Source organism: Ectopseudomonas khazarica (genome assembly GCF_017915135.1).
GTDB lineage: Bacteria > Pseudomonadota > Gammaproteobacteria > Pseudomonadales > Pseudomonadaceae > Aquipseudomonas > Aquipseudomonas khazarica.
Map to the genome: position 1 here is coordinate 3,482,394 of NZ_CP068551.1, position 22,627 is coordinate 3,505,020.

Genomic DNA, 22,627 nt, shown 5'->3' on the forward strand with positions numbered 1-22,627 from the left:
ACTTTCCAGCCCGCAGCACCTACCCCCAGAGGGCTGCTGGAGACGTGACGAACCTACTCATGGAAATTCTGATGTTCTTGACGCTTCCGGTGTTCCGCTCTGACCTAACGCCAGAAACTTCGGGGCTTGCAGCCATGAAACACAACTGCGAGGAAGGCGGAACACGTGGTGTTCTGAACGCCAATGCCCGTACGCCCAGGCCTCAAGGCCCACCTGGCGAGGGCATTATTTGTGCGTGACGCACACCAAACACTCAAATGATAATTTGTATCACTCGTATTTGACTGCTAAATTATTCCGGCCGCTTCTGCCGACGCGCTCCATTCGCGAAGCTTCCGGATTCGATCGCCATGCACCCTGCCACCGACCTCGACGCCCTGCTCAAGTCCGTCGCCCTCTGCCTGCCAGGCTTGAACGGTAACGTGGCTCCCGTGCGCAGCGACCAGCTCCTGTGCGGAGGCCAGGGCAATCAGGAGCGCATCGCCGCGCTGCATGACTACTGGCAGCATGCCCACCCCGAGGCCGGGCGGCACTACTGGTCCACCCGCTGCTGGACCCTGCTGATCTGGCAACCCATCTACCTCAGCCTGCTGGCCGCTCACCTGGAGCGCCGCGTGCCCTGCCTGAAGCGAATGGGGCAGTCGATCCAGCAGGGCTTCGTCGGTGGTTTCAACCTTCCGCCTGATTGCGCGCTGTGCACAGGCGACCGGAAACTGGTCGAGAACGCAGCTGAACGACTGATGAACCTGCTGGAACATCAGCTCGAGGAGTTCAACAGCGTCTCCACCATCTACCCCAAGCTGGCCCGCCTGCTGATCGCCGACTGCGCCCGCGCGGCACTGCTTCTGCTGCAACGCCACCAGAACCTGGGCAATGCACAGCTGCGCGAGCTGGAAGAACAGTGGCTGCAAGCGCTGGGACTGTCAGGCAAGAGCCCGCTGATCGAAGTCAGCCTGGACGACGGTCGCCAGTGCCTGGCACTGGGGCGCAACGCCTGCTGCCAACACTTTCGTCGCGCCGATGGCGAGCCCTGTGCAGGCTGTCCAAGACTGAAACCCGCCGAGCGCCTGCAGCGTTTTCGCGAAGAGCTGGTCTGCTGATGCTCGCACGCTGCTCGGCCCACGCCCCTCTTCGTGACAACAGAGCGCCCCGATTTGGCTGAAGTCGACAGCGCACAGTACCCGGTCGACGATTGCCGGCCGCTGAAGGCGGATGCTTGTCGCTACGCTCTGACGCTCCTCGGACTGTTGCTCATTGCCCTGCTGCACCTCAATCTCAGCCTCGATCACTGGACGCTGAACTTCCCCGAAGGCGACAGCTTCACCGCCTTGCAATTTCACCTGGCCAGCCTGCCGCGCATGGTCATGGCGTTGCTGGTGGGCGCGGCCCTGGGGCTGTCCGGCAGCCTGTTGCAGCAACTGACGCAGAACCGCCTCGTATCCCCCATGACCCTGGGTGCCGCGTCCGGCGCCTGGCTCGGGCTGCTGGTCGTCAGCCTGGCCTTCCCCGCCTTCGCTGCCGTGCAAGGTCACTGGGCTGCACTGGCCGGGGCGCTGCTGAGCGTGGGGCTGGTCCTGCTGATTGCCGGACGTGATGGCATCGCCGGCCTGCCGGTGATACTCGCGGGCATGGCCATGAACCTGCTGCTCGGTGCGCTGGCCATTGCCGTGCTGATACTCAACCAGCAGCAGACACGCGGCCTGTTCATCTGGGGCGCGGGCGACCTGGGGCAGATCGACTGGTCCTGGGTCAGCTGGCTCTGGCCCAAACTGCTGCCGGGGCTGTTGCTGCTCTGGCTGGCGCCGCGCGCGCTGACCCTGCTCAAGCTGGGCGGCACTGCCGCCCAGGGGCGCGGACTGAATCTGTGGCCAGCGCTACTGACGCTGTTTCTCGCCTCACTGTGGATGACTTCCGCAGCCATCACCGCAGTCGGCCTGATCGGCTTCATCGGTCTGCTGGCTCCCAATCTGGCGCATCTGTGCGGCGCACGCACGGCCCGCGACGAGCTGCTCTACAGCGCCTTGCTGGGCATGCTGGTGCTACTGGCCAGCGACGCCATGGCGCTGCTGCTCAGCCGCTGGCTGGGCGAGCGGATACCGACAGGCGCGGTTGCCGCGCTGGTCGGCGCGCCGGCCCTGCTCTGGCTGTCCCGGCAGCAGCGCGCTGCGGAAACCAGGCAGTCGCTGGACCTGCCGCGGGGCCGCGAGCGCTGCAGCGGTCGTACCTGGTGGCTGCTGGCATCGGCCACGGCACTCACTGCACTGCTTGGCCTGTGCCTGCAGCTTGAACCTCAGGGCTGGCAGCTGGCCTGGCCATCGGACGTGCTGTGGTCGCTACGCTGGCCGCGCTTGCTCAGTGCGGCAGCCGCCGGCACAGGCCTAGCCGTCGCCGGCGTGTTGCTGCAGCGCCTGTTGCACAACCCGCTGGCCAGCCCGGACATTCTTGGCCTGAGCGCCGGCGCAGCGCTGGTGGTGATGATCAGCCTGCTGCTGTTCGGGCAGGCGCTGTTCTGGCTGCTTGCGCCGATTGCCGCATTCATCGGCTGCCTGCTGGTCCTGGCGACGCTGGTGCTGCTGGGGCGCAAACAGCAGTACTCGCCAGGATTGATGGTGCTGGTCGGCATGGCGCTCGCGGCCCTGCTCAACACTGCGCTGCAACTGGCACTCAGCCAGGGGTCGTCGGACTCCCTGGCGCTGCTCGGCTGGCTGGCGGGCTCGACCTACCGCGTCAGCGCGCTGCAAGCCTGCGTGCTGGGGGTCGGCGTAAGCCTGCTGATCGGTCTCAGCCTGTTCTGGCAGCGCGCGCTGGACCTGCTCACGGCGGGAGACGGCATCGCTCACGGGCGCGGCTTGGATGTGCCGGCAACGCGCCTGGCGCTGCTGTTGCTGGTGGCCCTGCTCTGCGCCCTGGTGACCAGCCTCGTCGGCCCGGTGAGTTTTCTTGGCCTGCTCGCACCACACATGGCGGCGACCCTCGGTGCGCGGCGCGTTCAGCAACAACTGCCGCTCGCCGCGTTGCTTGGTGGCCTGCTGATGCTGCTGGCCGATGCCATCGGCCGCAACCTGATATTCCCGCTGCAGATCCCGCTGGGCATCGTTGCATCGATACTCTGCGGCAGCTACTTCATCCTTCTTCTGCTGCACAGACGCCTGTCATGAAGCGCCGTACCCTGTTGCTGTGCCTGCCCCTGCTCGCCTGCTCGCCACTGGCCCTGTCGGGCGAGCCGCGTATTGCCGCACTGAGCTGGGAACCTGCCGAGCACCTGCTGCAGCTGGGTATCACCCCGCTGACGGTGGCCGATGCTCCGGATTATCGTGATTGGGTGGTACGCCCGACGCTGCCAGCCGACGTGGTCAACGCCGGCAGTCGCACCGAGCCGAATCTGGAACGGCTGGCGCAGCTGCGCCCCGAGCTGATCCTGATCACCCCGTTGCTGGAAGACATACGCGCGCCCCTCGAGCGCATCGCGCCGGTGCTGAGCTATGGTGACTTCACCCAGAAACAGGACAACCTGGAGCTGCAGCGCAGCAACTATCTGGATCTGGCCGCACGCCTGCAACGCAGCGACCTGGCAAACCGGCGCCTGCGCCAGATGCAACAGCGCATCGACGCCTTGCGCCAGCAGTTGCTCGTTCACTTTGCGGGCGAACTGCCCAAGGTCACCCTGATCCGCTTCGCGTCAGCGACCCAGGTGTACATCTTCGGTCCCAATTCACTACCGCAGCACGCCATGACCCTGCTCGGCCTGCAGCCTGCGCAAGCGGTACCGGTCAGCCGCTGGGGCAGTACCCAGGCGCCGGTTACCCAGCTCGGCAGCATCGAGGATGGCGTGGTGATCTACATCGAACCCTTCGCCCAGCACGAGCGTCTGTTCACCACACGGCTGTGGCAGGCCATGCCATTCGTGCGCCAGCAGCGCCTGACCAGCATGCGCGCGACCTGGACTCACGGCGGCGTGTTCAGCGTGCAGTACCTGGCGCAAGCCATCAGCGAAGCGCTGCTGAAGCTGCCGGCTGAATAGAAAGCCCCGCCTGGGTTCAGGCGGGGCTGGTGGAGGGACTCAGTACTTCCAGGTCAGGCTCAGGGTCGCATTGCGCGACGGTGCGTAGTACGACTGCGCCCAGTACAGGCTGGTCAGGTACTTGCGGTCGAACAGGTTGTTGACGTTGAGCGATACGTTGAAGTGCGGGTCGATGTCATAGCTCGCCAGTGCATTGACCACCGCGTAGGAGCCCTGACGGCTGACGATGGTCTCGCCGGTCGTCGAAGTGCCCTGCTCGCGGAAGATCTCGCTCTGCCAGTTGACGCTGCCCCCCACCTTCAATCCCTGCACCTGCGGTACCCGATAGGTGGTCGCGAGGTAGAGGGTGTTCTGCGGAATGAAGGTGCGCGTGCTGCTGCCATCGCCATCGCGCAGGGAGAACAGATGCGTCAGGCCCGCACTGGCCTCCCAGCCCGGTGTCAGTTGCCCCGCCACGGTCATTTCAAAGCCTTCGACCTTGGTGTCCACGCCCTGATAGTAGGAGAAGCCCTCCGCCGCATCGAAGCCGGCGTACTCGGGGGTGTTGTCCTGCTTGGTGCGGAACAGCGCGAAGCTGGCATTGAGACGACGGTCGAACCACTCACCCTTGATCCCGCCCTCGATGCTGTTGCCTTCGATCGGCTCGAGCAAGGCATGGTTTCGATCGACCTGGTACTGCGGACTGAAGATCTCGGTGTAGCTGGTGTACAGCGAGTAGTTGTCGTTGAGGTCGTACGTCAGGCCGACATAGGGCGTCGACTTGTTCTTGTCGTACTGATGGCCTTCACCGACGCGCTCACCGCTGCTCTTGAGGTTGGTGTGGTTGACGCCGGTGATCAGCTTCAGCTGGTCGCTCAGCGAGAAATGCCCGGCCACGTAGTAGCTGCGGCGGTAGACGGTGTAGTCGGCCCAGCTGGTGACGTTGGCGAAATCCGGACGCGGGTAGTCGCCGTCGTAGTCCCACACCGGTGGCAGCGACTGGACGATGGCATCGTCACTGGATGTCCAGTGCGCACGGGTACGCGACCAGTTGCTGCCCAGGACCACTTCATGGGTCCGACCGAACAGCTCGAACGGCCCCTTCACCGACGCGTCTCCCAGCAGCTGACGCTCGGTACGATCGAACTTCGACCCATAGGTGTACAGGCCAAGCCCGGTGGTGGCATCCGGCACACCGCCAGCCATGAGCATTTCGGCGTCGGAACCGATCTCGCGGTAGTTGAGCGTCACCTGGGTTTGCCAGCCACCGCCCCAGTCAGTCTTCAGTTCGGCGAAGGTCTGCTCGTCATCGGTGTCCCAGTAGCTCCAGTCCGGCGCAGTGTTGTGCGAGCGGTCGTAGTGCACCTTGGAACCATTGGTGTAGTACAGCGACAACGCGCTCCACATGATCCCTTCCGGTCGGTTGCGCTGCTTGGAGTAGCCGATGGTCGCGGTGCTGCTGTCGGTCAGATCGGCCTCCAGGATGCCGGAGAACAGCGTCTTGCTCGGCTGGTAACGGTCCAGGTAGGAATTGCCCTCCTGCCCGGCGAAGATAGCGCGCCCACGCAGTGTACCGCTGTCGTTGAGGGAGCCGGACACGTCGGCCTCGAGGCGCCGCGTCTGCCAGGAGCCATAGCTGAAGCCCAGCTGCGCCTGGGTCTCACGGGTCGGTCGCTTGCGTACGAAGTTGATCGTCGCGGACGGATTGCCGGGGTTGGAGGTCAGGCCATTGGCGCCCTTGAGAATCTCGATGCGGTCGTAGAGGAAGGTATCGATGTCACCCATCTGCTCTTCAGAGGAGAAAGGTACGCCGATGCCGTCGATCTGGAAGTTGTTCACGTCCAGGCCACGCGCGGTGAAGTAGGTGCGGTCGGTCTCCACGCGCTGTACACCGATGCCCGCCGCCTGCAAGGCATCGTTGGCGTTGCCGAGCTTGAAGTCGTCGAGTTGCTGACGATTCACGCTGGTGATGGTCTGCGGCGTCTGCCGCGGCGTCAGATCGAGCTTGGTCGCCGTACCACTGCTCCCCAGGGTGTAGGAGTCGCTCTGTTCGGTGACGACCGGCGGCGCCCGGTTGACGCCGGTGACGCTGATGGGCTGCAACACCAGCGCATCGCCATCCTCATCGACTTCGGCGGCCACCACCGGCCAGGCCAACGGCAACACGCACAGCGCCATGGCCAGTACGCGGGGACTGCAGGTGGCGCGCAGGCGCACCCGGTGTTCTGAGTGATACATCGTTTTCATGGGCAGACACTTTTTCTTGATTGAGTTGGATAAAGCGTGGGCACAGCGCAAGGGGACTTCAGTTCATCGCAATAACCTCCATGCCGCTCCGATCTGCGTGTCTCAACGGTGCTGGGCAGCCAAGGCCTGCCCCATCACCTGGCGATACCAGCCATGGAAGTGCTGCATGCCCTCCTCCAGCGGTATCTGGTACGGGCCACTGTCATCGATACCGCGTTGATAGAGCGCCCGCCGGCCGGCATCGGTGCGCTCGGCGATCTCGTCGTCCTCGATGGCAGTCTCCATGTAGGCCGCGCGGTGCGCCTCGACCAGCTCGCGGTTGTTCTCGCAGAGTGCCTGCCACCGCGCGCAGCACGTCACGGGTGAAGTGGCGAATCGGCTCCTTGCTCGGGCCGACGAAAAAGTGCATGCCGAGGTCGCCAGGCTGCACCGCATAGAGCTCACCGAGCAGGTCGTACCGGGGGTCGTAGCACTCCATGACGAACGCTGGCGCACCTCGATAGCAGCCCATGAAGGCACGCATGTGGCCGCTCCCCATGGCATCGGCGTAGAAGTCGCGGGTCGCCTCCAGGGTCATGTCCTGCATGTTCCAGTAATGGGCGTAGTCCATCTGGTACCAGGGGTGGATCACCGCGACATCCTCGTCGAGACGCAACGGGCGCAGGCTGAATTGCGGGTCTAGCGATGCACGCGGATGGCGCAACACTGTGGCCTCAGTTGGCATGGCAGAGTTCTCCCTGAGCGGCATGCCGGCGATCGACGCCGAACCAGCCGCGGTCGATGATCGCCGTGAGCAGCAGGCCTGCCGCAGCGATGACGAAGGTCAGCGGAATACCGACCAGGTTGACCAGGAACCCGGCGCCGAACGAGGACAGCAGCACGCCAAGGTTCTGGAAGAAGTTGGTGACGCCGAAATCGCGGGCATACGCGTCCGGCGTACTGACCTTGAACAGAGTGACCTCGAGCTTGACGATCACCTGATACAGCGCCCACCCGTACAGGCAGCGACCCACGATGATCAGCTCCAGCGACTCGCTGGCCTGCAGCGCCAGGCCCGATGCCCCGAGCAGCAGATTGAACAGGGTGTGATCGACCCAGCGCGGTGGCTGCGCGAGCAGATGCTTGAGCAGCAGCGCGAGCAAGGCGACGATGCCGGGGATAGCGAACACCAGGCCGGTCAGCAGAGGCTCGTGCAGCCCCGTACGTGCCTCCCAATACAGGGTGAAGAAAGGCCGTACCAGATAGGCGCTGAAGTCGAAGAGAAACATCAGCAGGCACAGCTTGAGCAGCGCCGACAGCGCCTGCGGGCTACGCCGCGGCACCGGTGCCTGGCCGGTCTTCTCCTCGCGACTGAGCACCCTGACCACTTTCCCGCTGCGGATCAGGTACAGGCACAGGGCCATCTGCGCCAGGTCACCAGCCGCCATCAGGGCGATGCAGAAGCTGGGCCCGTAATGCTCCAGCGCCATGCCGCCGACAGCCGCACCGAAGATCGCGCCGATGTGGATGACCACCGACAGCAGACCGATCACCAGGCTGTGATTCTCTGTCGCCTCCAGGCGCATCAGGTAGGGGAACATCAGCAGGTAACTGGCCTTGGTCATGAACATCATCAGACTGAGCAGCCAGTAGCTCTCGACGCTCGGCGCCCAGATCGAAGCCAGGCAGAACAGCGCAGCCACTCCCTGGGTGTAGAACAGCAGGTGCATGGTCTCGATACGCCTGGCGACACGCGCCCAGACGGGCAACATGCACATCACCGCAATCGAGATAGCGGCGATGTAGGCGCCCACATGCACCGGGCTGGTCACGCCGTAACGGGTCTCGAAGAATTGCGGGTAGAACGCGATCAGAATCGAATCGCTGATCACGCCGAAGCCCGACATGATCAGAATGGTGGTACGCAGATTCATGCAGAGGCGCTCCCCAGCCCGAGCGCAACGAAACCGCTGGCGGCTGGCGGCTGAAAGTTCTGGTAGGTGGTGCGTGCTTCACAGGGACAGTCATCGCGCCCGGTCAGCTCGTTGAGCAACTGGCCAGCACGTAGCCAGGCAGCAAGTCGTCGTACCGGACCTCCTGCACTTCGTGCTGATAGCGCAGGTTGTCGAGCTGCGCCGCCGCCCATTTGCAGTAACGATCGAATTCCTGACGCGACAGGTACCAGTTCTCGCGGATGTAATAGTTGTACAAGCGGCCTTGCTGCTTGCAGTAGTTGAGGTAGCTGAAACGACTGGTGGGATCGGCCATCGAGACCAGATCGGCAAGGAAGGGATTCTGTAGCGTGGTGCCGTCCAGCAGCATGCCGGGGTGCCAGCTGAATTCGGCCTTCCTGTCGAGGAAAAGGCTGCGGGTTCCCAGAGGCTCCGCAAGGCATGCCAGCCCGGGATTGAAAGGCCCGATGCCTATTGCAATGAAGTCGTAGGGCAGTTCCGTGGTCACGTTGCGCCTCATCAGTCCGGATGAAAGTGGGCCGATACTAGAGCCCAGTGATAATGATTTGCAATAGCGCATAAGAATAAATATTCATATCGGGACGGACGCTTTAGCACAGGACTGACAAACCGGGACCGGGACAGCCAAGCGGGGTGCAGAAGGTGCGCTCTAGAGCCCTTGCCGACCAGAAAGAAGACGCAGCGAGGCATCCAGAGACAGCATGCTCTGGATCTGCGAAGCGACAACGAAGAGAGGGATACAGCGAGGCGACTGGACGGCATGGCGAGCGAAGGTCGCTCATGCAGAATCAGGGAACTAAGGAGGAGAAGCACGCCAGATCGGCGAAAAAGAAGATGGCGTCCCCTGCTGGAATCGAACCAGCATCTAGCCCTTAGGAGGGGCTTATTCTATCCGTTGAACTAAGGGGACACGGCCGTATTCGCAACGGCCGGGCGGCATCTTAGCGACGACCGGCGCGTTTGTCATGTCGCGATCCGTTCGCGGCCTAGCGCTGCCAGCCGTGGGCAACCGCCGCAGAGGCTGTCGAGGCACGCACGCTGGGCACACCACCGTGCAGGCGCTCCAGTGCCATGCGGTCGGCTATCGCGGTGGTCGTCTCGCCTTCCCGTTCGGCGCGCTGGAAGATTTCCGTCAGGGTCGGGCCGATGCTCTCGATATGTGCCTTGAGTTCGGCGGCGCTGCCACCGGTGCGCTCGTAACAGACGTCGATGATGCCGCCGGCATTGATCGCGTAGTCCGGCGCATACAGGCAGTCACGGCGGCGCAGCAGCTCGGCCAGGCTGGCGTCGGCCAGTTGGTTGTTGGCCGCGCCGGCGATGATCGGCGCACGCAGGTTCTCGAGGCTCTGCAGATTGATGATCGCGCCCAGCGCGCAGGGGGCGAACACGTCGACGTCGAGGCCGTAGATCGCGTTCTGGTCGACGGCCGTGGCCCCCAGCTGAGCGACCGCACGTTGCACGTTGGCCTCGAAGATATCCGTCACCCACAGTTGCGCACCGGCCTCGCGGAGCAGCCTGGCCAGGTGGAAACCGACCTGCCCCACTCCCTGGATGGCCACGCGGATGCCGTTCAGATCCGCCCGCCCCATGCGGTGTGCGACAGCAGCCTGGATGCCGATGAACACGCCATAGGCCGTGGACGGCGATGGGTCGCCATCGCGGCTGCCACCGCCGAAGGCCTCGCGCTGCCCGGCACCGGCGACATGGCGCGTGCGCTCGACCATGATGCGCATCTCGTTCACGCCGGTGCCTGAGTCCGCCGCGGTGACGTAGCGTCCGCCCAGGCTGTCGACGAAGTCGCCCATGGCCTGGAACAGCGCCTCGCTCTTGCCGCGGTGCGGATCGCCGATGATCACCGCCTTGCCTCCTCCGAGCGGCAGACGCGCCAGCGCAGACTTGTAGGTCATGCCACGTGACAGACGCAGCACATCGCGCAGGGCCTCGTCGTCGTTGGCGTAGTTCCACATGCGGCAACCGCCGAGCGCCGGGCCGAGCGTGCTGTCGTGAATGGCGATGATGGCTTTCAGGCCGCTGGCCTGGTCGTGGCCGTAGACCACCTGTTCGTGCTGGTCGAAGTCGACATGAGTGAAGACGGACATCGAATCACCTCGGTATTCAGATCGTAAAAGGCCATCCCCCTCCCGCACGGGAGGGGGTGGCAAGGGGGATGCTTGAAGAATCAGGCAGCCGGTTCGAACAGCTGCACCGCCGCGATCTCGCTGACGGTCATGCGGGCCTTGAGCTGCACGGCCTGCTCGCGCACCTTGGCCATGGCGGCTTCCTTGACGTGGCCATAGCCGCGCACCTGCTCCGGCAGTTCGGCCAGCGCCACGGCGGTGCGGTAGTTGTCCGCGTTCAGTTCGCTGAGCAGGTAGGCCAGGTTGACCTCGTACTCCTCGATCAGCTCACGCTCCAGACGTCGCTCGGTGCTGTACCCGAAGGGGTCGAGCGCCGTACCGCGGAGGAACTTGAAGCGCGCCAGCAGCGCGAACGCCTTGAGCATCCAGGGACCGAAGCTGCGCTTGCGCGGCTCGCCGGTCACCGCATCGGGCTTGCTCAACCAGCTCGGTGCCAGGTGGAACTGCAACTGGTAGTCGCCCTCGAACTGCTCTTGCAGGCGCTTGCGGAACGTCGCCTCGCTGTACAGCCGCGCCACTTCGTACTCGTCCTTGTAGGCCAGCAGCTTGAAGTAATAACGCGCGACCGCCTTGCTCAGCGCCTGCCCGGCGTCGCTATCCGCCTGGCGCACGCGCTCGACCAGCGTCCGGTAACGTTCGGCGTAGGCGCCGTTCTGGTACAGGCTCAGGCGCTGCATGCGGTCGGCGACGATCTCGTCCAGCGTGCTGCAATGCGGTGCCTCGACCACCTTGGGCGCGGCGAGCTTCTCCACCGCAGCCATGTCATGTGCCGCGCGCCGCCCCCAGAGGAACGCCTGCTGGTTCAACTGCACGGCCACGCCATTGAGTTCGATGGCCTTGTCGATGGCCTCGGCCGAAACCGGTACCAGGCCGCGCTGGTAGGCAAAACCGAGCATGAACAGGTTGGTGGCGATGCTGTCGCCGAGCAGGCGCGTGGCCAGGCGCGTTGCATCGACAAAGCGGGTCTTGCCCTCGCCCACCGCCTCGCTGATCGCCTCGCGCATCGCCGCGCCAGGCACCTGGGCATCGGGGTTGCGGGTGAATTCGGCCGTGGCCGACTCGTGACTGTTGATCACCGCGTGGGCGATCTTGTCATTCAGCTTGGCCAGCGACTCCTCGCTGGAAGCCACCACCAGGTCGCACCCCAGCAACAGGTCGGTTTCCCCGGCCGCGATGCGCACCGCGTAGATATCGCTCTGCCGCGCGGCGATGCGGATATGGGTGATCACCGGGCCGAACTTCTGCGCCAGGCCGGCCTGGTCGAGTACGGTGCAGCCCTTGCCTTCGATATGCGCGGCCATGCCCAGCAGCGCACCGACGGTGGTCACGCCGCTGCCGCCCACACCGGGCAGCAGAATGTTCCAGGGACGCGTCAGCGCAGGCTGTTTCGGCTCCGGCAAGGCGATGAACAGGGCTCCCAGGCCCACGGCTTCGGGCTTGCGCAAGCCGCCGCCATGCACGGTGACGAAGCTCGGGCAGAAACCTTCGAGGCAGCTGTAGTCCTTGTTGCAGGCGCTCTGGTCGATCTCGCGCTTGCGCCCCAGCTCGGTCTCCAGTGGCAGCACCGACAGGCAGTTGGACTTGACGCTGCAATCGCCGCAGCCTTCGCACACGTCCGGGTTGATGAACACGCGCTTGGCCGGGTCGACCAGCTTGCCGCGCTTGCGCCGACGGCGCTTTTCGGTCGCGCAGGTCTGGTCGTAGAGAATCACCGAAACGCCCTTGAACTCGCGCAGCTCACGCTGCACGGCGTCCAGTTCGCGGCGGTGATGGAAGGTCACGCCCGGCGCGAAGGTGGCGCGGGTCGGGTACTTGTCCGGCTCGTCGCTGACCAGAGCGATGCGTTTGACGCCCTCGGCATGCACCTGCTGGCTGAGCTGGTCGATGCGCAGCTCGCCGTCGATGGGCTGGCCGCCGGTCATGGCCACCGCGTCGTTGTAGAGGATCTTGTAGGTGATGTTGACCCCGGACGCGACGGCGGCACGCAAGGCCAGGTGCCCGGAGTGGAAGTAGGTGCCGTCGCCCAGGTTCTGGAACACGTGCGGCGTGTCGGTGAAGGGGGCCTGGCCGATCCAGGTCGCGCCCTCACCGCCCATCTGGGTGAAGGTATCGGTGCTGCGATCCATCCACTGGGTCATGTAGTGGCAACCGATGCCGCCGAGCGCGCGACTGCCTTCCGGTACCTTGGTCGAGCTGTTGTGCGGGCAGCCGGAGCAGAAGTGCGGGGTGCGCACGGTCTTGTGCTTGGGCGCGGCCAGGGCCTTTTCCTTGGCGTCGAGGAAGGCCAGGCGTTCCTCGATGACCGGGCTGCTGTAGATCGGCGCCAGGCGCTTGGCGATCACCCGGGCGATCATCGCCGGGGTCAGCTCGCCCAGGTTGGGCAGCAGGGAACCGCCCTCCTCGTCGAACTCGCCGACCACCCGCGGGCGCTTGCCCACCGGCCAGTTGTAGAGCTGACCGGTGAGCTGGTCCTCGATGATGCTGCGCTTCTCCTCCACCACCAGGATTTCGTCCAGCCCTTCGGCGAACTGGTGCACGGACACCGGCTCCAGCGGCCAGCTCATGCCGACCTTGAGCACGCGCAGACCGACCTTGGCGCACAGCGTCTCGTCCAGACCCAGGTCATCCAGGGCCTGGCGTACGTCCAGGTAGGACTTGCCGGTGGTGATGATGCCCAGGCGCGGGTTCGGCGAATCGAGCTTCACCTGGTTGAGGTTGTTGGCCAGCGCGAACGCGCGAGCTGCATAGATCTTGTAGACGTTGAGGCGCTTCTCCTGCGCCAGGGGCGGGTCCGGCCAGCGGATGTGCACGCCATCCTCGGGCAGCTGGAAGTCCTCGGGAATCTTCACCTGCACGCGCAGCGGGTCGACATCCACCACGGCCGAGGAGTCGACGTTCTCGGCGATGGTCTTCAGCGCCACCCAGCAACCGCTGTAGCGCGACAGCTCCCAGCCGATGATGCCGTAGTCCAGGACCTCCTGAACGTTGGCCGGATTGAGCACCGGAATCGACGCGGCGATGAAGGCATGCTCGCTCTGGTGAGCGATGGTCGAGGACTTGCAGCCATGGTCGTCGCCCGCCAGCAGCAGCACGCCGCCGTGCTTGGAGACGCCGGCCGAGTTGCCATGCTTGAACACGTCGCCGCTGCGGTCCACCCCCGGCCCCTTGCCGTACCACATGGCGAACACGCCGTCGTAGCGCGCCCCCGGGAACAGGTTGGCCTGCTGGCTGCCCCACACGGCCGTCGCCCCGAGTTCCTCGTTGACGCCCGGCTGGAAGTGGATGTGGTTCTGCTTGAGGTAGTCGCGCGCGTCCCACAGGCTCTTGTCCAGGCCGCCCAGGGGCGAGCCGCGATAGCCGGAGATGAAACACGCGGTATTCAGACCGAAGGCGGCGTCACGCTGCTTCTGCAGCATGGGCAGGCGGGTCAGGGCCTGGGTGCCGGTCAGGTAGAGGTGACCGGTAGCGAGGCGATATTTGTCATCCAGGCGGATTTCGGCCAGGGACATGGAGCGCTCCTTTTATTCTTATGGCGAGCACGAGGAGCGCGACGGTAAACACGCTCCGTTGCATCCGGCCGCAGGATCACCACGACGGATTTGCCTAAAGCATGACTGGAGGGTTCCGCTTTTTTCTTTCTATTTTTCAGATTGCAGGACAATACTTCGCATGATCCTTCCAACAATCACAAGAAAATGGAAATAGTCATGCAGGATAAGCTCAGCGCCATCGACCGCAGGATTCTCCGCCTGCTGCAACACAATGCCGACCTCTCCGCCGCCGAGGTGGCCGAGAAGGTCGAGCTGTCGCAGTCACCCTGCTGGCGGCGCATCCACCGCATGCAGGAAGACGGGCTGATCGAGCGCAAGGTCGCGCTGCTCAGCCACAAGCGCCTGGGTTTCGGCATCACCGTGTTCGTCGACATCAAGCTGTCGGCGCACGGTCGCGGCAATCTGGATGAGTTCGAACAGGCCGTGGTCGGCTATCCGCAGGTGCTGGAGTGCTACAGCATGGCCGGCAGCTCGGACTACCTGCTCAAGGTGGTGGCCAAGGACATCGCCGACTACGAGCGCTTCCTGCGCGACCACCTGCTGCAGCGCCCGCATGTGCACGAAGCGCATTCGCACATCGCCATGAGCGAGGTCAAACGCACCACCGAACTGCCGCTGGACTGATCAGCCCTGCGTGGCCGCCAGGCGCCTGGCCTTGCGCGCACGCAGGCTGGCCATCAGCGAGGGCCCGAGGGCGGTCAGGGCGGAGCCGAGCACCACCACCACCGCACCGGCGTAGGCGATCCAGTTGACCGCCTCGGGCAGCACGTGGTCGGGCCACCAGGTGGACGCCAGCGCCACGGAAACGAAGGTCACCAGCGGCGTCAGCGCCAGAGTGGCACTGACCCGCGACGCTTCCCAGTGCGCCAGCGCCTCGGCGAAGGCGCCGTAGGCCACCAGGGTATTGAGGCAGCAGGCCAACAGCAGCCAGCCTTGCAGCGGGCTCAGCTCCAGCACCTGCAGCGGCTGCGCCCAGGGCGTCAGCAGCAAGGCGCAGGAGAGGTAGATGACCATCATCACCTGCACCGAACTCCACAGCGTCAGCAGCTGCTTCTGCGCCAGACCGTAGAAGGTCCAGACGAAGGCGGCGGCGAGCACGGTCAGCACGCCGGTGGTATAGGTCGTCAGCGATGTCAGCAGCTCGCCCAGGCGCTGATTGAAGAACAGCCCGAAGCCCAGCAGCATCACCATCAGGCCCAGCGCCTGACCCAGGCTGAAGCGTTCGCGGAAGATGAACAGGCTGCTGATCAGCAGCAGGATCGGCGCCACCTGGATCACCAGCTGCGTGGTGCCGGGGCTCAACAGCCTGAGCCCGACCAGGTACAGCACGTAGTTCGCCGTCAGCCCGCCGATGGCCAGGGCCAGCAGCCAGGCGCCCTTGCGCCCGAGCGGGCGGAAACGTGGCAGGCGGCGAGCGGCGGCGAGGTAGGCCAGCAGCAGCGAACCCGCCACCGTCAGGCGATACCAGGTGACCGTGACCGGGTCCATGACCTGCAGGACTTCTTTCAGTTTGATCGGCAGGATGCCCCAGAGCAGCGATGTGAGCAGGGCGAGAAGCAGGCCGTACATCCAGCGGCCGGAGGAAATGTGCATGGCGACCTCAGCAGCGCGGTCGACTGAACGCGTCGACCGCAGCCGGCCATTCTAGGAGAGGCTGACGCACCAGCACAGTGACAGTTCGGCTCGCTTGCCGAGCGCAACTGTACCGCCAGGCATGCCTCATGCGTCAGCAGGCCGGCGTCAAAATTCAATAAAAAACGCCAACCAGTAGCCAACGGCCGGTAACTTCGACCATTGGTCGCCTTGCCGGGCAAGCCGCTCCGCTCGCAGTAGACTCAGCCTATCCAGCACCTGCAGATGGAGCTCTCGTCATGTTCGGCCAACGCACCGTCGACCCCCAACCGGGCACGCACTACCGCAGTTCACGCCTGAGCGCCGTCAATGGCCAGTATTTCTTCGCTACCCGCGAAGGCACGCTGGAAGGCCCCTACCTCTCGCGCCACGATGCCGAGCAGAGCATCCAGCGCTATATCGAGCGCATGGCCATGGCGGACAAGCTGATCCGCCACAGCAGCGAGCACATCGACAGCCAGCAGCGCCGCGACGCGATCAAGCACAATCAGGAGCTCTGATCTCGCTACAGGTGGGCCAGCCCGAGGTCGCCGCGGTGGGCCGCGAGGTGAGGCAACACTGCGGCCAGCAGCGGTTCCTTGAAGGCATCCTGGAAACGGTGGGCCAGCCCCGGAATCAGCTTCAGCTCCGAGCCCTTGATGTGCGCCGCCACGTGGACACCATGCATCACCGGTAGCAACGGGTCGGCGGTGCCATGCACCACCAGCGTCGGCACGCTCAGGCGGTTGAGCAACTCGACCCGGCTCGACTCGGCGAGAATCGCCAACAGCTGCCGCTGCACGCCCTCGGGATTGAAGGCCCGGTCGTAAGCCACCTCGGCCTGATGCAACAGCAACGCGCGATCATCCTTGACCGACGGACTGCCCAGCGCCGCGAGCAGGTCGGCCTGCTGCTGCAGCGCGGCCTCGCGGCTGCCGGCCTCGCGCCGCGCCAGCAGCGCGACCAGCGCATCGCTGGGTGCCGGCAGGCCCTGGGCACCGGAACTGGTCATCACCAGGGTCAGGCTGAGCACCCGCTGCGGCGCCAGATCGGCCAGGTGCTGAGCGATCATGCCGCCCATGCTCGCCCCCAGGACATGGAAAACGCCGATACCCAGGTCGTCCATCAAACCCAGCGCGTCGCCTGCCATGTCACGCAGGTGATAGGGCGCTCCCAGCGACAGCCCCAGGCGGTAGCGCACCACTTCGTAAGGCAGGTTGATGCTCGGCGCGGGCTTGCGCCAGCTGCTCAGGCCGACGTCGCGGTTATCGAAACGAATGACCCGGAAACCCTGCTGACAGAGACGCTCGACCACTTCGTCGGGCCAGTGGATCAGCTGCCCGCCCAGACCCATGATCAGCAGCAGCGCCGGGTCGCGCTCGCGACCGACGCTCTGGTATGCCAGGCGCACGTCACCGACGTCCGCATAGCGGGTCGGCTCGGACAGATCGCAACGATTGGCAGCAAAAGACTGCACGCCGCACAGCAACGCGGCAATGAAGATGAGTGCACGCATGAAGAACACCAGAAACATAGAACCCCACTGAAACGCGATTCTGGTGAAAGTCGTTCGACGGCGCTGCCACACAAGCGTGACAGTTTGATGAAGGAGGACGAACGGTTGCCCGGCAAGTGACCAAAGGCCCATGCAGAGCGTGCCCCTCCGTACCGGCTGGCAGGAGGGGCCTGGGCGTTACGGGCGGAACATCAGGCCAGTTCCGCGCGCAACTGCCGGGCTGCCGCGACCATGTTGACCAGCGCGGCCTCGGTCTCGGGCCAGCCGCGGGTCTTCAATCCGCAATCGGGGTTGACCCACAGCCGCTCCAGCGGGATGCGCCGCGCCGCCTTGCGCAGCAGACCGGCCATCTCGGCGCTGTCGGGTACGCGCGGCGAGTGGATGTCGTAGACGCCCGGGCCGATCTCGTTGGGATAGGCGAACCGTTCGAAGGCCGCCAGCAGCTCCATGTCCGAACGCGAGGTCTCGATGGTGATCACGTCGGCGTCCATCGCCGCGATGGAGTCGATCACGTCGTTGAACTCGCTGTAGCACATGTGCGTGTGGATCTGCGTTTCGTCACGCACGCCACTGGCGCTCAGGCGAAATGCCTCGGTGGCCCAGTCCAGGTAGCCCTGCCAGGCCGCCTGACGCAGGGGCAGGCCCTCACGGAACGCCGCCTCGTCGATCTGGATGACCTTGATTCCGGCGGCTTCCAGGTCGACCACTTCGTCACGGATGGCCAGCGCCAGCTGCCTGGCCTGCACCTCACGCGGCACATCCTCCCGGGCGAAGGACCACATCAGCATGGTCACCGGCCCGGTCAGCATGCCTTTCATCACCTTGTCGGTCAGGCCCTGCGCGTACTGAATCCACTCCAGGGTCATCGCCCGTGGCCGGCTCAGATCGCCAACGATCACCGCCGGCTTCACGCAGCGCGACCCGTAGCTCTGCACCCAGCCGAAGCGGGTGAAGGCGTAGCCGTCCAGTTGTTCGGCGAAGTACTCGACCATGTCGTTGCGCTCGGCCTCGCCATGCACCAGCACATCCAGCCCGAGGCGCTCCTGCACCTGCACCGCATGACGGATCTCGCTGTGCATGGCCTCGGTGTAGTCGGCCAGGCTCAGCTTGCCCTGACGGAACGACTGCCGCGCCAGACGAATGGCCGCAGTCTGCGGGAAGGAACCGATAGTGGTGGTCGGCAGCACCGGCAACTGCAGGCGCTCGCGCTGCTTGCCGATGCGCTCGGCGAACGGCGACTGGCGCTGGGCATGGCGCGCACGCGTCGCCGCCAGGCGTGCCTGGATCTCAGGCTTGTGAATGCGCGTCGAGGCCGCGCGCGCCGCCTGGACCTCGCGGCTCGCCGCCAGCGCCGCCTGTACCCCGGCATCCTGCGGCGCTTCCAGGGCCTTGCCCAGCAACGCGACCTCCTCACATTTCTGTACCGCAAAGGCCAGCCAGCCTTTCAGCTCGGCGTCGAGCTGGTCCTCGCGCGCCAGGTCCACCGGGCAGTGCAACAGCGAGCAGGACGGCGCCACCCACAGGCGCTCGCCCAGGCGTTCATGGGCATGGCGCAACACATCGAGCGCCTTCTCCAGGTCGCAGCGCCAGACATTGCGCCCGTTGACCACGCCGAGCGACAGCACCTTGTAGGCCGGCAGCCGGTCGAGAATCGTCGGATACTGGTCCGGTGCCCGTACCAGGTCGATATGCAGGCCATCCACCGGCAGGTTGGCCGCCAGGCCGAGGTTGTCCTCCAGACCGCCGAAATAGGTGGCGATCAGCTTGCGGCAGGGTTCGCGCTGAATCAGGTTGTAGGCGCGCTCGAACGCGTTCTTCCAGGCCTGCGGCAAGTCCAGCACCAGAATCGGCTCGTCGATCTGCACCCACTCCACGCCTTGCTCGGCGAGGCGCTGGAAAATCTCGCCATAGACCGGCAGCAGGCGCTCGAGCAGCTCCAGCTTGTCGAACTCATCGCCCTTGGCCTTGCCCAGCCACAGGTAGGTCAACGGGCCGATCAGCACCGGCTTGACGCTATGACCGAGCGCATGGGCTTCGGCCACTTCTTCGAACAGCTGCTCCCAGCTCAGGGCGAACGCCTGATCGGCACTGAATTCCGGCACCAGGTAGTGGTAGTTGGTGTCGAACCACTTGGTCAGCTCCTGAGCGTGGGCGCCGCCACAGCAACCGTTCGTGCTCGCCACGGCGCCACGCGCCATGGCGAACAGGGTGTCCAGGGTCGGTTTGCCGGCGGCCGGGCGGAAGCGCTCGGGAATCACGCCGAATGCCAGGGAATGGCCGAGCACCTGGTCGTACCAGGCGAAGTCGCCCACCGGCAGCAAGTCGATGCCGGCGTCTTTCTGCAGTTGCCAGTGCTCGGCACGCAGGCGCTGGCCAACGGCGCGCAGCCCGGCCTCGTCCAGCTCGCCTTTCCAATGGGCTTCGAGGGCTTTTTTCAGTTCACGGTCGCGGCCGATGCGCGGGAAACCGAGGGAATGGGACAGGGCCATGGGGTAACGCTCCAGAGTCAATCGAGATGGCGCCATTCTCGGCATCGCCAACACGTGAGACAAACTCAAGATTTTCGTCTTGATCTAAAGATTTACTCATGTAGGCTGTATGAACCACTTTCATCCAGCCACGACATTGGATGAATGAAACCTTCGCAGAGACCCGTCATGCTCGAGCTACGCCACCTGAAAACCCTGCACGCCCTGCGCGAAACCGACAGCCTGGTGGAGGCTGCCGAGCGCCTGCACCTGACCCAGTCGGCCCTGTCGCACCAGTTCAAGGAGCTCGAGGAGCGACTCGGCCTGCAGCTGTTCGTGCGCAAGACCAAGCCGGTGCGTTTCACCAGCGCCGGCCTGCGCCTGCTGCAACTGGCCGACGCCGCCCTGCCCCTGCTGCGTGGCGCCGAGCGGGACCTGGCGCGCCTCGCCGGTGGCACCGCCGGGCGCCTGCACATGGCCATCGAATGCCACAGCTGCTTCCAGTGGCTGATGCCGACCATCGATCAGTTCCGCGACGCCTGGCCGGAAGTGGAACTGGACCTGGCCTCGGGCTTCTCCTTCGCACCACTCCCCGCGCTGGCACGCGGCGACCTGGACCTGGTGGTGACCTCGGACCCCGTCGAGCTGGCCGGCATCACCTACGTACCGCTGTTCACCTACGAGGCCATGCTGGCCGTGGCCAACCAGCACCGTCTGGCGCACAAGGCCTATATCCAGCCACAGGACCTGGCCACGGAAACCCTCATCACCTACCCGGTGGAACGTGACCGCCTGGACATCTTCACCCGCTTCCTCGAACCCAACGACGTGGAGCCCGCGCAGGTACGCACCTCCGAGCTGACGGTCATGATGATGCAACTGGTGGCCAGCGGACGCGGCGTCTGCGGCCTGCCCAACTGGGCGCTGCACGAGTACAGCTCGCGGCACTACGTCAGCGCCAAGCGCCTGGGCGAAAAGGGACTGTTCGCCACCCTCTATGCAGCGATCCGCAGCGACATGCTCGATGCGCCCTTCATGCGCGACTTCCTGCTCACCGCCAAGGACACCTCCTTCGCCAGCCTGGAAGGTGTCAGCGTGGCGCGCTGAGCGCCACTGCGCAGACAAAGGCCGCTCGCGCAAGCATGTGGCCGCCCTTTCGTCACATCTGCCGCCGCGCGCCCCGCAGCAGGCTTCACCGCCCGCAGGGCACCAAGACAACGAAATGGCCGGCCCCCGGACGGCCTCGCAGCGCCCCCCCGGCGAACGGTACCCGCCGGCAGCAGGGCGCAACCGCATCCACGCCAATTGCCTTGTTACAACTCCTGGCTTGCCGCCTCGTGACCAACAGTCATAGCATGACCACTGGTCACAGCCTTTCGCGGAAAGCCCATGCGCTATCAGGATCAACTCTTCCAGCAACGTGAAACCGCCTTGCTCGAAGCCGCTCGACAGCTGTTCCAGAGTCAGTCCTGGGACCGCGTCACAATCGCCGAAGTGGCGCGCCACACCGGCATCGGCAAGGGCACCGTGTACAAGCACTTTCCCAGCAAGGAAGCGCTGTTTGCGCGCCTGGTGCTGGATCGCTCGCGCATGCACCTGATCGAACTGCAGACACTCTCCCACTCGGCCCCGGCGCCGGAAGCCATGCGCCGGATGATCCGTCGCGCCTTCGAGCAGCTGCTGGCCGACCCGCTGCAGGCCCAGCTGTGCCTGCACTGTGACCGCCCGGCCTTTCAGGAACGCCTGGAGCCGCCCTACCGCGAACAGTTCCTCGAACTCGAAGCCGAGTACATGGCCCTGTTCAGCGAACTGCTGCAGAACAGCTTCGCCGGCCTGCAGCTTTCTGACGAGCACTGCCAGCACCTGTTGTGGGGCGTGGAGGCGTGCATCAACGGGGTGATGACGCGCATTGCCTCGGGCGGTTTCGAGCACTGGGCCGACCCCATTGCCTTCGACGCCTATTTCGAGCGCGTCACCGACTTCATCATCGCCGGCCTGCACGGCCAGGCCGCTGCGCTGCTGGCAGCGGCCGCCACCAACGAGTAAGGGATTCTCATGTTCACGCACCTCAGCAAACGCCCCTGGATCATCGCGGTCGTCATCGCCATCGCCCTGCTGCTCTGGCTGTTCAGCGGCGAACGCTTCAGCGCCCGTGACGAGGCTCAGGCCGAGCCGGACAAGCCCCTGGCCGCCGCCGAGCTGGCCAGGGTCGAAGTGCAGTGGCTGGAGGCTCAGCCCATGCAGCGCCAGCACGTGGTACAGGGGCAGATCGAAGCCTGGCGCCGGGTCGAGCTGCGTGCGCAGGTCAGTGGCAGCGTGCAGAAGCTGGACCAGGACAAGGGCAACCGCGTCGCCGCCGAGCAACTGCTGCTCAGCCTGTCGCCGGATGACCGGCCGGCCCAGGTGGCGCGCAGCGAAGCCGACGTGCGCCAGCGCGAGAGCGACGTGACTGCGGCCAGGCGCCTGCGCGAGCGCAGCCTGATCTCCGCCAGCGAGCTGATGCGCCTGGAGAGCGAACTGGCCAAGGCCCGCGCCGAACTCGACAGCGCTCGCCTGCACCTGCGCAACACCAGGATCAAGGCGCCGTTCGCCGGTATCTACGACCAGCGCGCGGTCGAACTGGGCGACTACGTACAGCCCGGACAAAGCCTGCTGACCCTGGTGGACATCGACCGCCTCAAGGTCACCGCGCAGATCGCCCAGCAACAGGTCACCCAGCTGCAGTTGGGGCAGGCGGTGAGCGTGGAACTGCTCGACGGCCGTACGCTGCAGGGCGAGCTGCACTTCATCGCCGCTGCCGCCGACCCGGACTCGCGCAGCTTCCGTATCGAGGTCAAGGTGGACAACCCGGACGGCCTGCGCCTGGCAGGCGCCAGCGCCACGCTGCACATCCAGACCGGCGAGGCCATGGCCCACCGCCTGTCCCCTGCCCTGCTCAGCCTCGACGAGAACGGCCGCCACGGCGTCAAGTGGGTCAACGATGAGCAGCGCGTGGAATTCACCCCCGTGCAACTGATCAGCGTCGACAACCAGGGCGCCTGGGTCAGCGGCCTGCCGCCGAAAGTCGCGCTGATTACCCTGGGCCAGGGCTTCGTCGAAGCGGGCCAGCAGGTGCACACGCAACTCGCCGCAGAGGGCAGCTGA

General features: G+C 65.2%; 16 protein-coding genes, 1 tRNA gene and 2 pseudogenes. 8 read left to right on the plus strand and 11 right to left on the minus strand.

From position 1 onward, the window contains the following. Positions 1-350 precede the first annotated feature (350 nt). Genes JLK41_RS16480 through JLK41_RS16490 form a run of 3 tightly spaced genes read left to right on the plus strand, consistent with a single transcriptional unit; the run spans position 351 to position 4,021 of the window. Entirely contained in the window at positions 351-1,100 is a 750-nt protein-coding gene (locus JLK41_RS16480; RefSeq protein WP_210389382.1) for a siderophore ferric iron reductase, read from the plus strand. 54 nt (positions 1,101-1,154) lie between these two features. Beyond that, entirely contained in the window at positions 1,155-3,158 is a 2,004-nt protein-coding gene (fhuB, locus tag JLK41_RS16485) for a Fe(3+)-hydroxamate ABC transporter permease FhuB (protein ID WP_244976435.1), read from the plus strand. After that, positions 3,155-4,021 carry an ABC transporter substrate-binding protein gene (locus JLK41_RS16490; RefSeq protein WP_037055669.1) on the plus strand — a complete coding sequence of 289 codons (867 nt, stop codon included), beginning with the start codon at positions 3,155-3,157 and terminating at the stop codon, positions 4,019-4,021. Before fhuB ends, JLK41_RS16490 begins: the two co-directional genes overlap by 4 nt. A 39-nt stretch (positions 4,022-4,060) precedes the next feature. Here the strand turns inward: JLK41_RS16490 and JLK41_RS16495 are convergent, their stop codons facing one another. From JLK41_RS16495 to JLK41_RS16525, 8 genes and pseudogenes are all read right to left on the minus strand, one after another. Next, positions 4,061-6,247 carry a TonB-dependent siderophore receptor gene (locus tag JLK41_RS16495; protein ID WP_210389383.1) on the minus strand — a complete coding sequence of 729 codons (2,187 nt, stop codon included), beginning with the start codon at positions 6,245-6,247 and terminating at the stop codon, positions 4,061-4,063. A gap of 102 nt (positions 6,248-6,349) precedes the next feature. After that, positions 6,350-6,607, minus strand: coding sequence for an SRPBCC family protein (locus JLK41_RS25395; protein WP_280527651.1), 258 nt, complete (start codon positions 6,605-6,607; stop codon positions 6,350-6,352). A gap of 7 nt (positions 6,608-6,614) precedes the next feature. Next, a pseudogene (locus JLK41_RS25585) lies at positions 6,615-6,995 on the minus strand (GNAT family N-acetyltransferase); the annotation flags it as partial. Next, positions 6,961-8,160 carry a YbfB/YjiJ family MFS transporter gene (locus JLK41_RS16505; protein WP_210389385.1) on the minus strand — a complete coding sequence of 400 codons (1,200 nt, stop codon included), beginning with the start codon at positions 8,158-8,160 and terminating at the stop codon, positions 6,961-6,963. The pseudogene JLK41_RS25585 and the gene JLK41_RS16505, both read right to left, overlap by 35 nt. A 103-nt stretch (positions 8,161-8,263) precedes the next feature. Beyond that, complete coding sequence (locus tag JLK41_RS16510; protein ID WP_280527652.1) at positions 8,264-8,686, minus strand: SidA/IucD/PvdA family monooxygenase; 423 nt, start codon at positions 8,684-8,686, stop codon at positions 8,264-8,266. Between the two features lie 348 nt (positions 8,687-9,034). Beyond that, positions 9,035-9,109 (minus strand) — tRNA-Arg (locus JLK41_RS16515). A 76-nt stretch (positions 9,110-9,185) separates the two neighbouring features. After that, complete coding sequence (locus JLK41_RS16520; protein WP_210389386.1) at positions 9,186-10,298, minus strand: Leu/Phe/Val dehydrogenase; 1,113 nt, start codon at positions 10,296-10,298, stop codon at positions 9,186-9,188. A gap of 80 nt (positions 10,299-10,378) precedes the next feature. After that, entirely contained in the window at positions 10,379-13,846 is a 3,468-nt protein-coding gene (locus JLK41_RS16525; RefSeq protein ID WP_210389387.1) for an indolepyruvate ferredoxin oxidoreductase family protein, read from the minus strand. Positions 13,847-14,044: 198 nt separating this feature from the next. Here JLK41_RS16525 and JLK41_RS16530 point away from each other — a divergent pair, with 198 nt between their 5' ends. Further along, positions 14,045-14,512, plus strand: coding sequence for an Lrp/AsnC family transcriptional regulator (locus tag JLK41_RS16530; protein ID WP_037055653.1), 468 nt, complete (start codon positions 14,045-14,047; stop codon positions 14,510-14,512). Here JLK41_RS16530 and JLK41_RS16535 read toward each other — a convergent pair whose 3' ends face one another. Then, positions 14,513-15,481 carry a DMT family transporter gene (locus JLK41_RS16535; protein WP_047585728.1) on the minus strand — a complete coding sequence of 323 codons (969 nt, stop codon included), beginning with the start codon at positions 15,479-15,481 and terminating at the stop codon, positions 14,513-14,515. Between the two features lie 278 nt (positions 15,482-15,759). On the opposite strand from JLK41_RS16535, the pseudogene JLK41_RS16540 reads away from it, so the two are divergent. Continuing rightward, positions 15,760-15,948 (plus strand): annotated as a pseudogene (locus tag JLK41_RS16540) (DUF6316 family protein); the annotation flags it as partial. A 77-nt stretch (positions 15,949-16,025) separates the two neighbouring features. On the opposite strand, the gene JLK41_RS16545 reads toward JLK41_RS16540, so the two are convergent. Together JLK41_RS16545 and metE are read right to left on the minus strand one after the other, a co-directional pair. Next, the gene (locus JLK41_RS16545) at positions 16,026-17,015 is read right to left on the minus strand and encodes an alpha/beta fold hydrolase (RefSeq protein ID WP_150605714.1); all 990 of its coding nucleotides are present in this window, start codon (positions 17,013-17,015) and stop codon (positions 16,026-16,028) included. A gap of 191 nt (positions 17,016-17,206) precedes the next feature. Continuing rightward, entirely contained in the window at positions 17,207-19,504 is a 2,298-nt protein-coding gene (gene metE / locus JLK41_RS16550) for a 5-methyltetrahydropteroyltriglutamate--homocysteine S-methyltransferase (protein WP_210389388.1), read from the minus strand. Between the two features lie 168 nt (positions 19,505-19,672). Between metE and metR the strand changes: the two genes are divergently transcribed. The 3 genes from metR to JLK41_RS16565 all read left to right on the plus strand — a co-directional run bounded on the left by metR (position 19,673) and on the right by JLK41_RS16565 (position 22,627). Beyond that, complete coding sequence (metR, locus tag JLK41_RS16555) at positions 19,673-20,590, plus strand: transcriptional regulator MetR (protein WP_037055645.1); 918 nt, start codon at positions 19,673-19,675, stop codon at positions 20,588-20,590. Positions 20,591-20,872: 282 nt separating this feature from the next. Then, positions 20,873-21,529, plus strand: coding sequence for a TetR/AcrR family transcriptional regulator (locus JLK41_RS16560; protein ID WP_152489140.1), 657 nt, complete (start codon positions 20,873-20,875; stop codon positions 21,527-21,529). Positions 21,530-21,538: 9 nt separating this feature from the next. Further along, a complete protein-coding gene (locus JLK41_RS16565) occupies positions 21,539-22,627 on the plus strand; it encodes an efflux RND transporter periplasmic adaptor subunit (RefSeq protein ID WP_210389389.1) in 1,089 nt (362 codons plus the stop codon).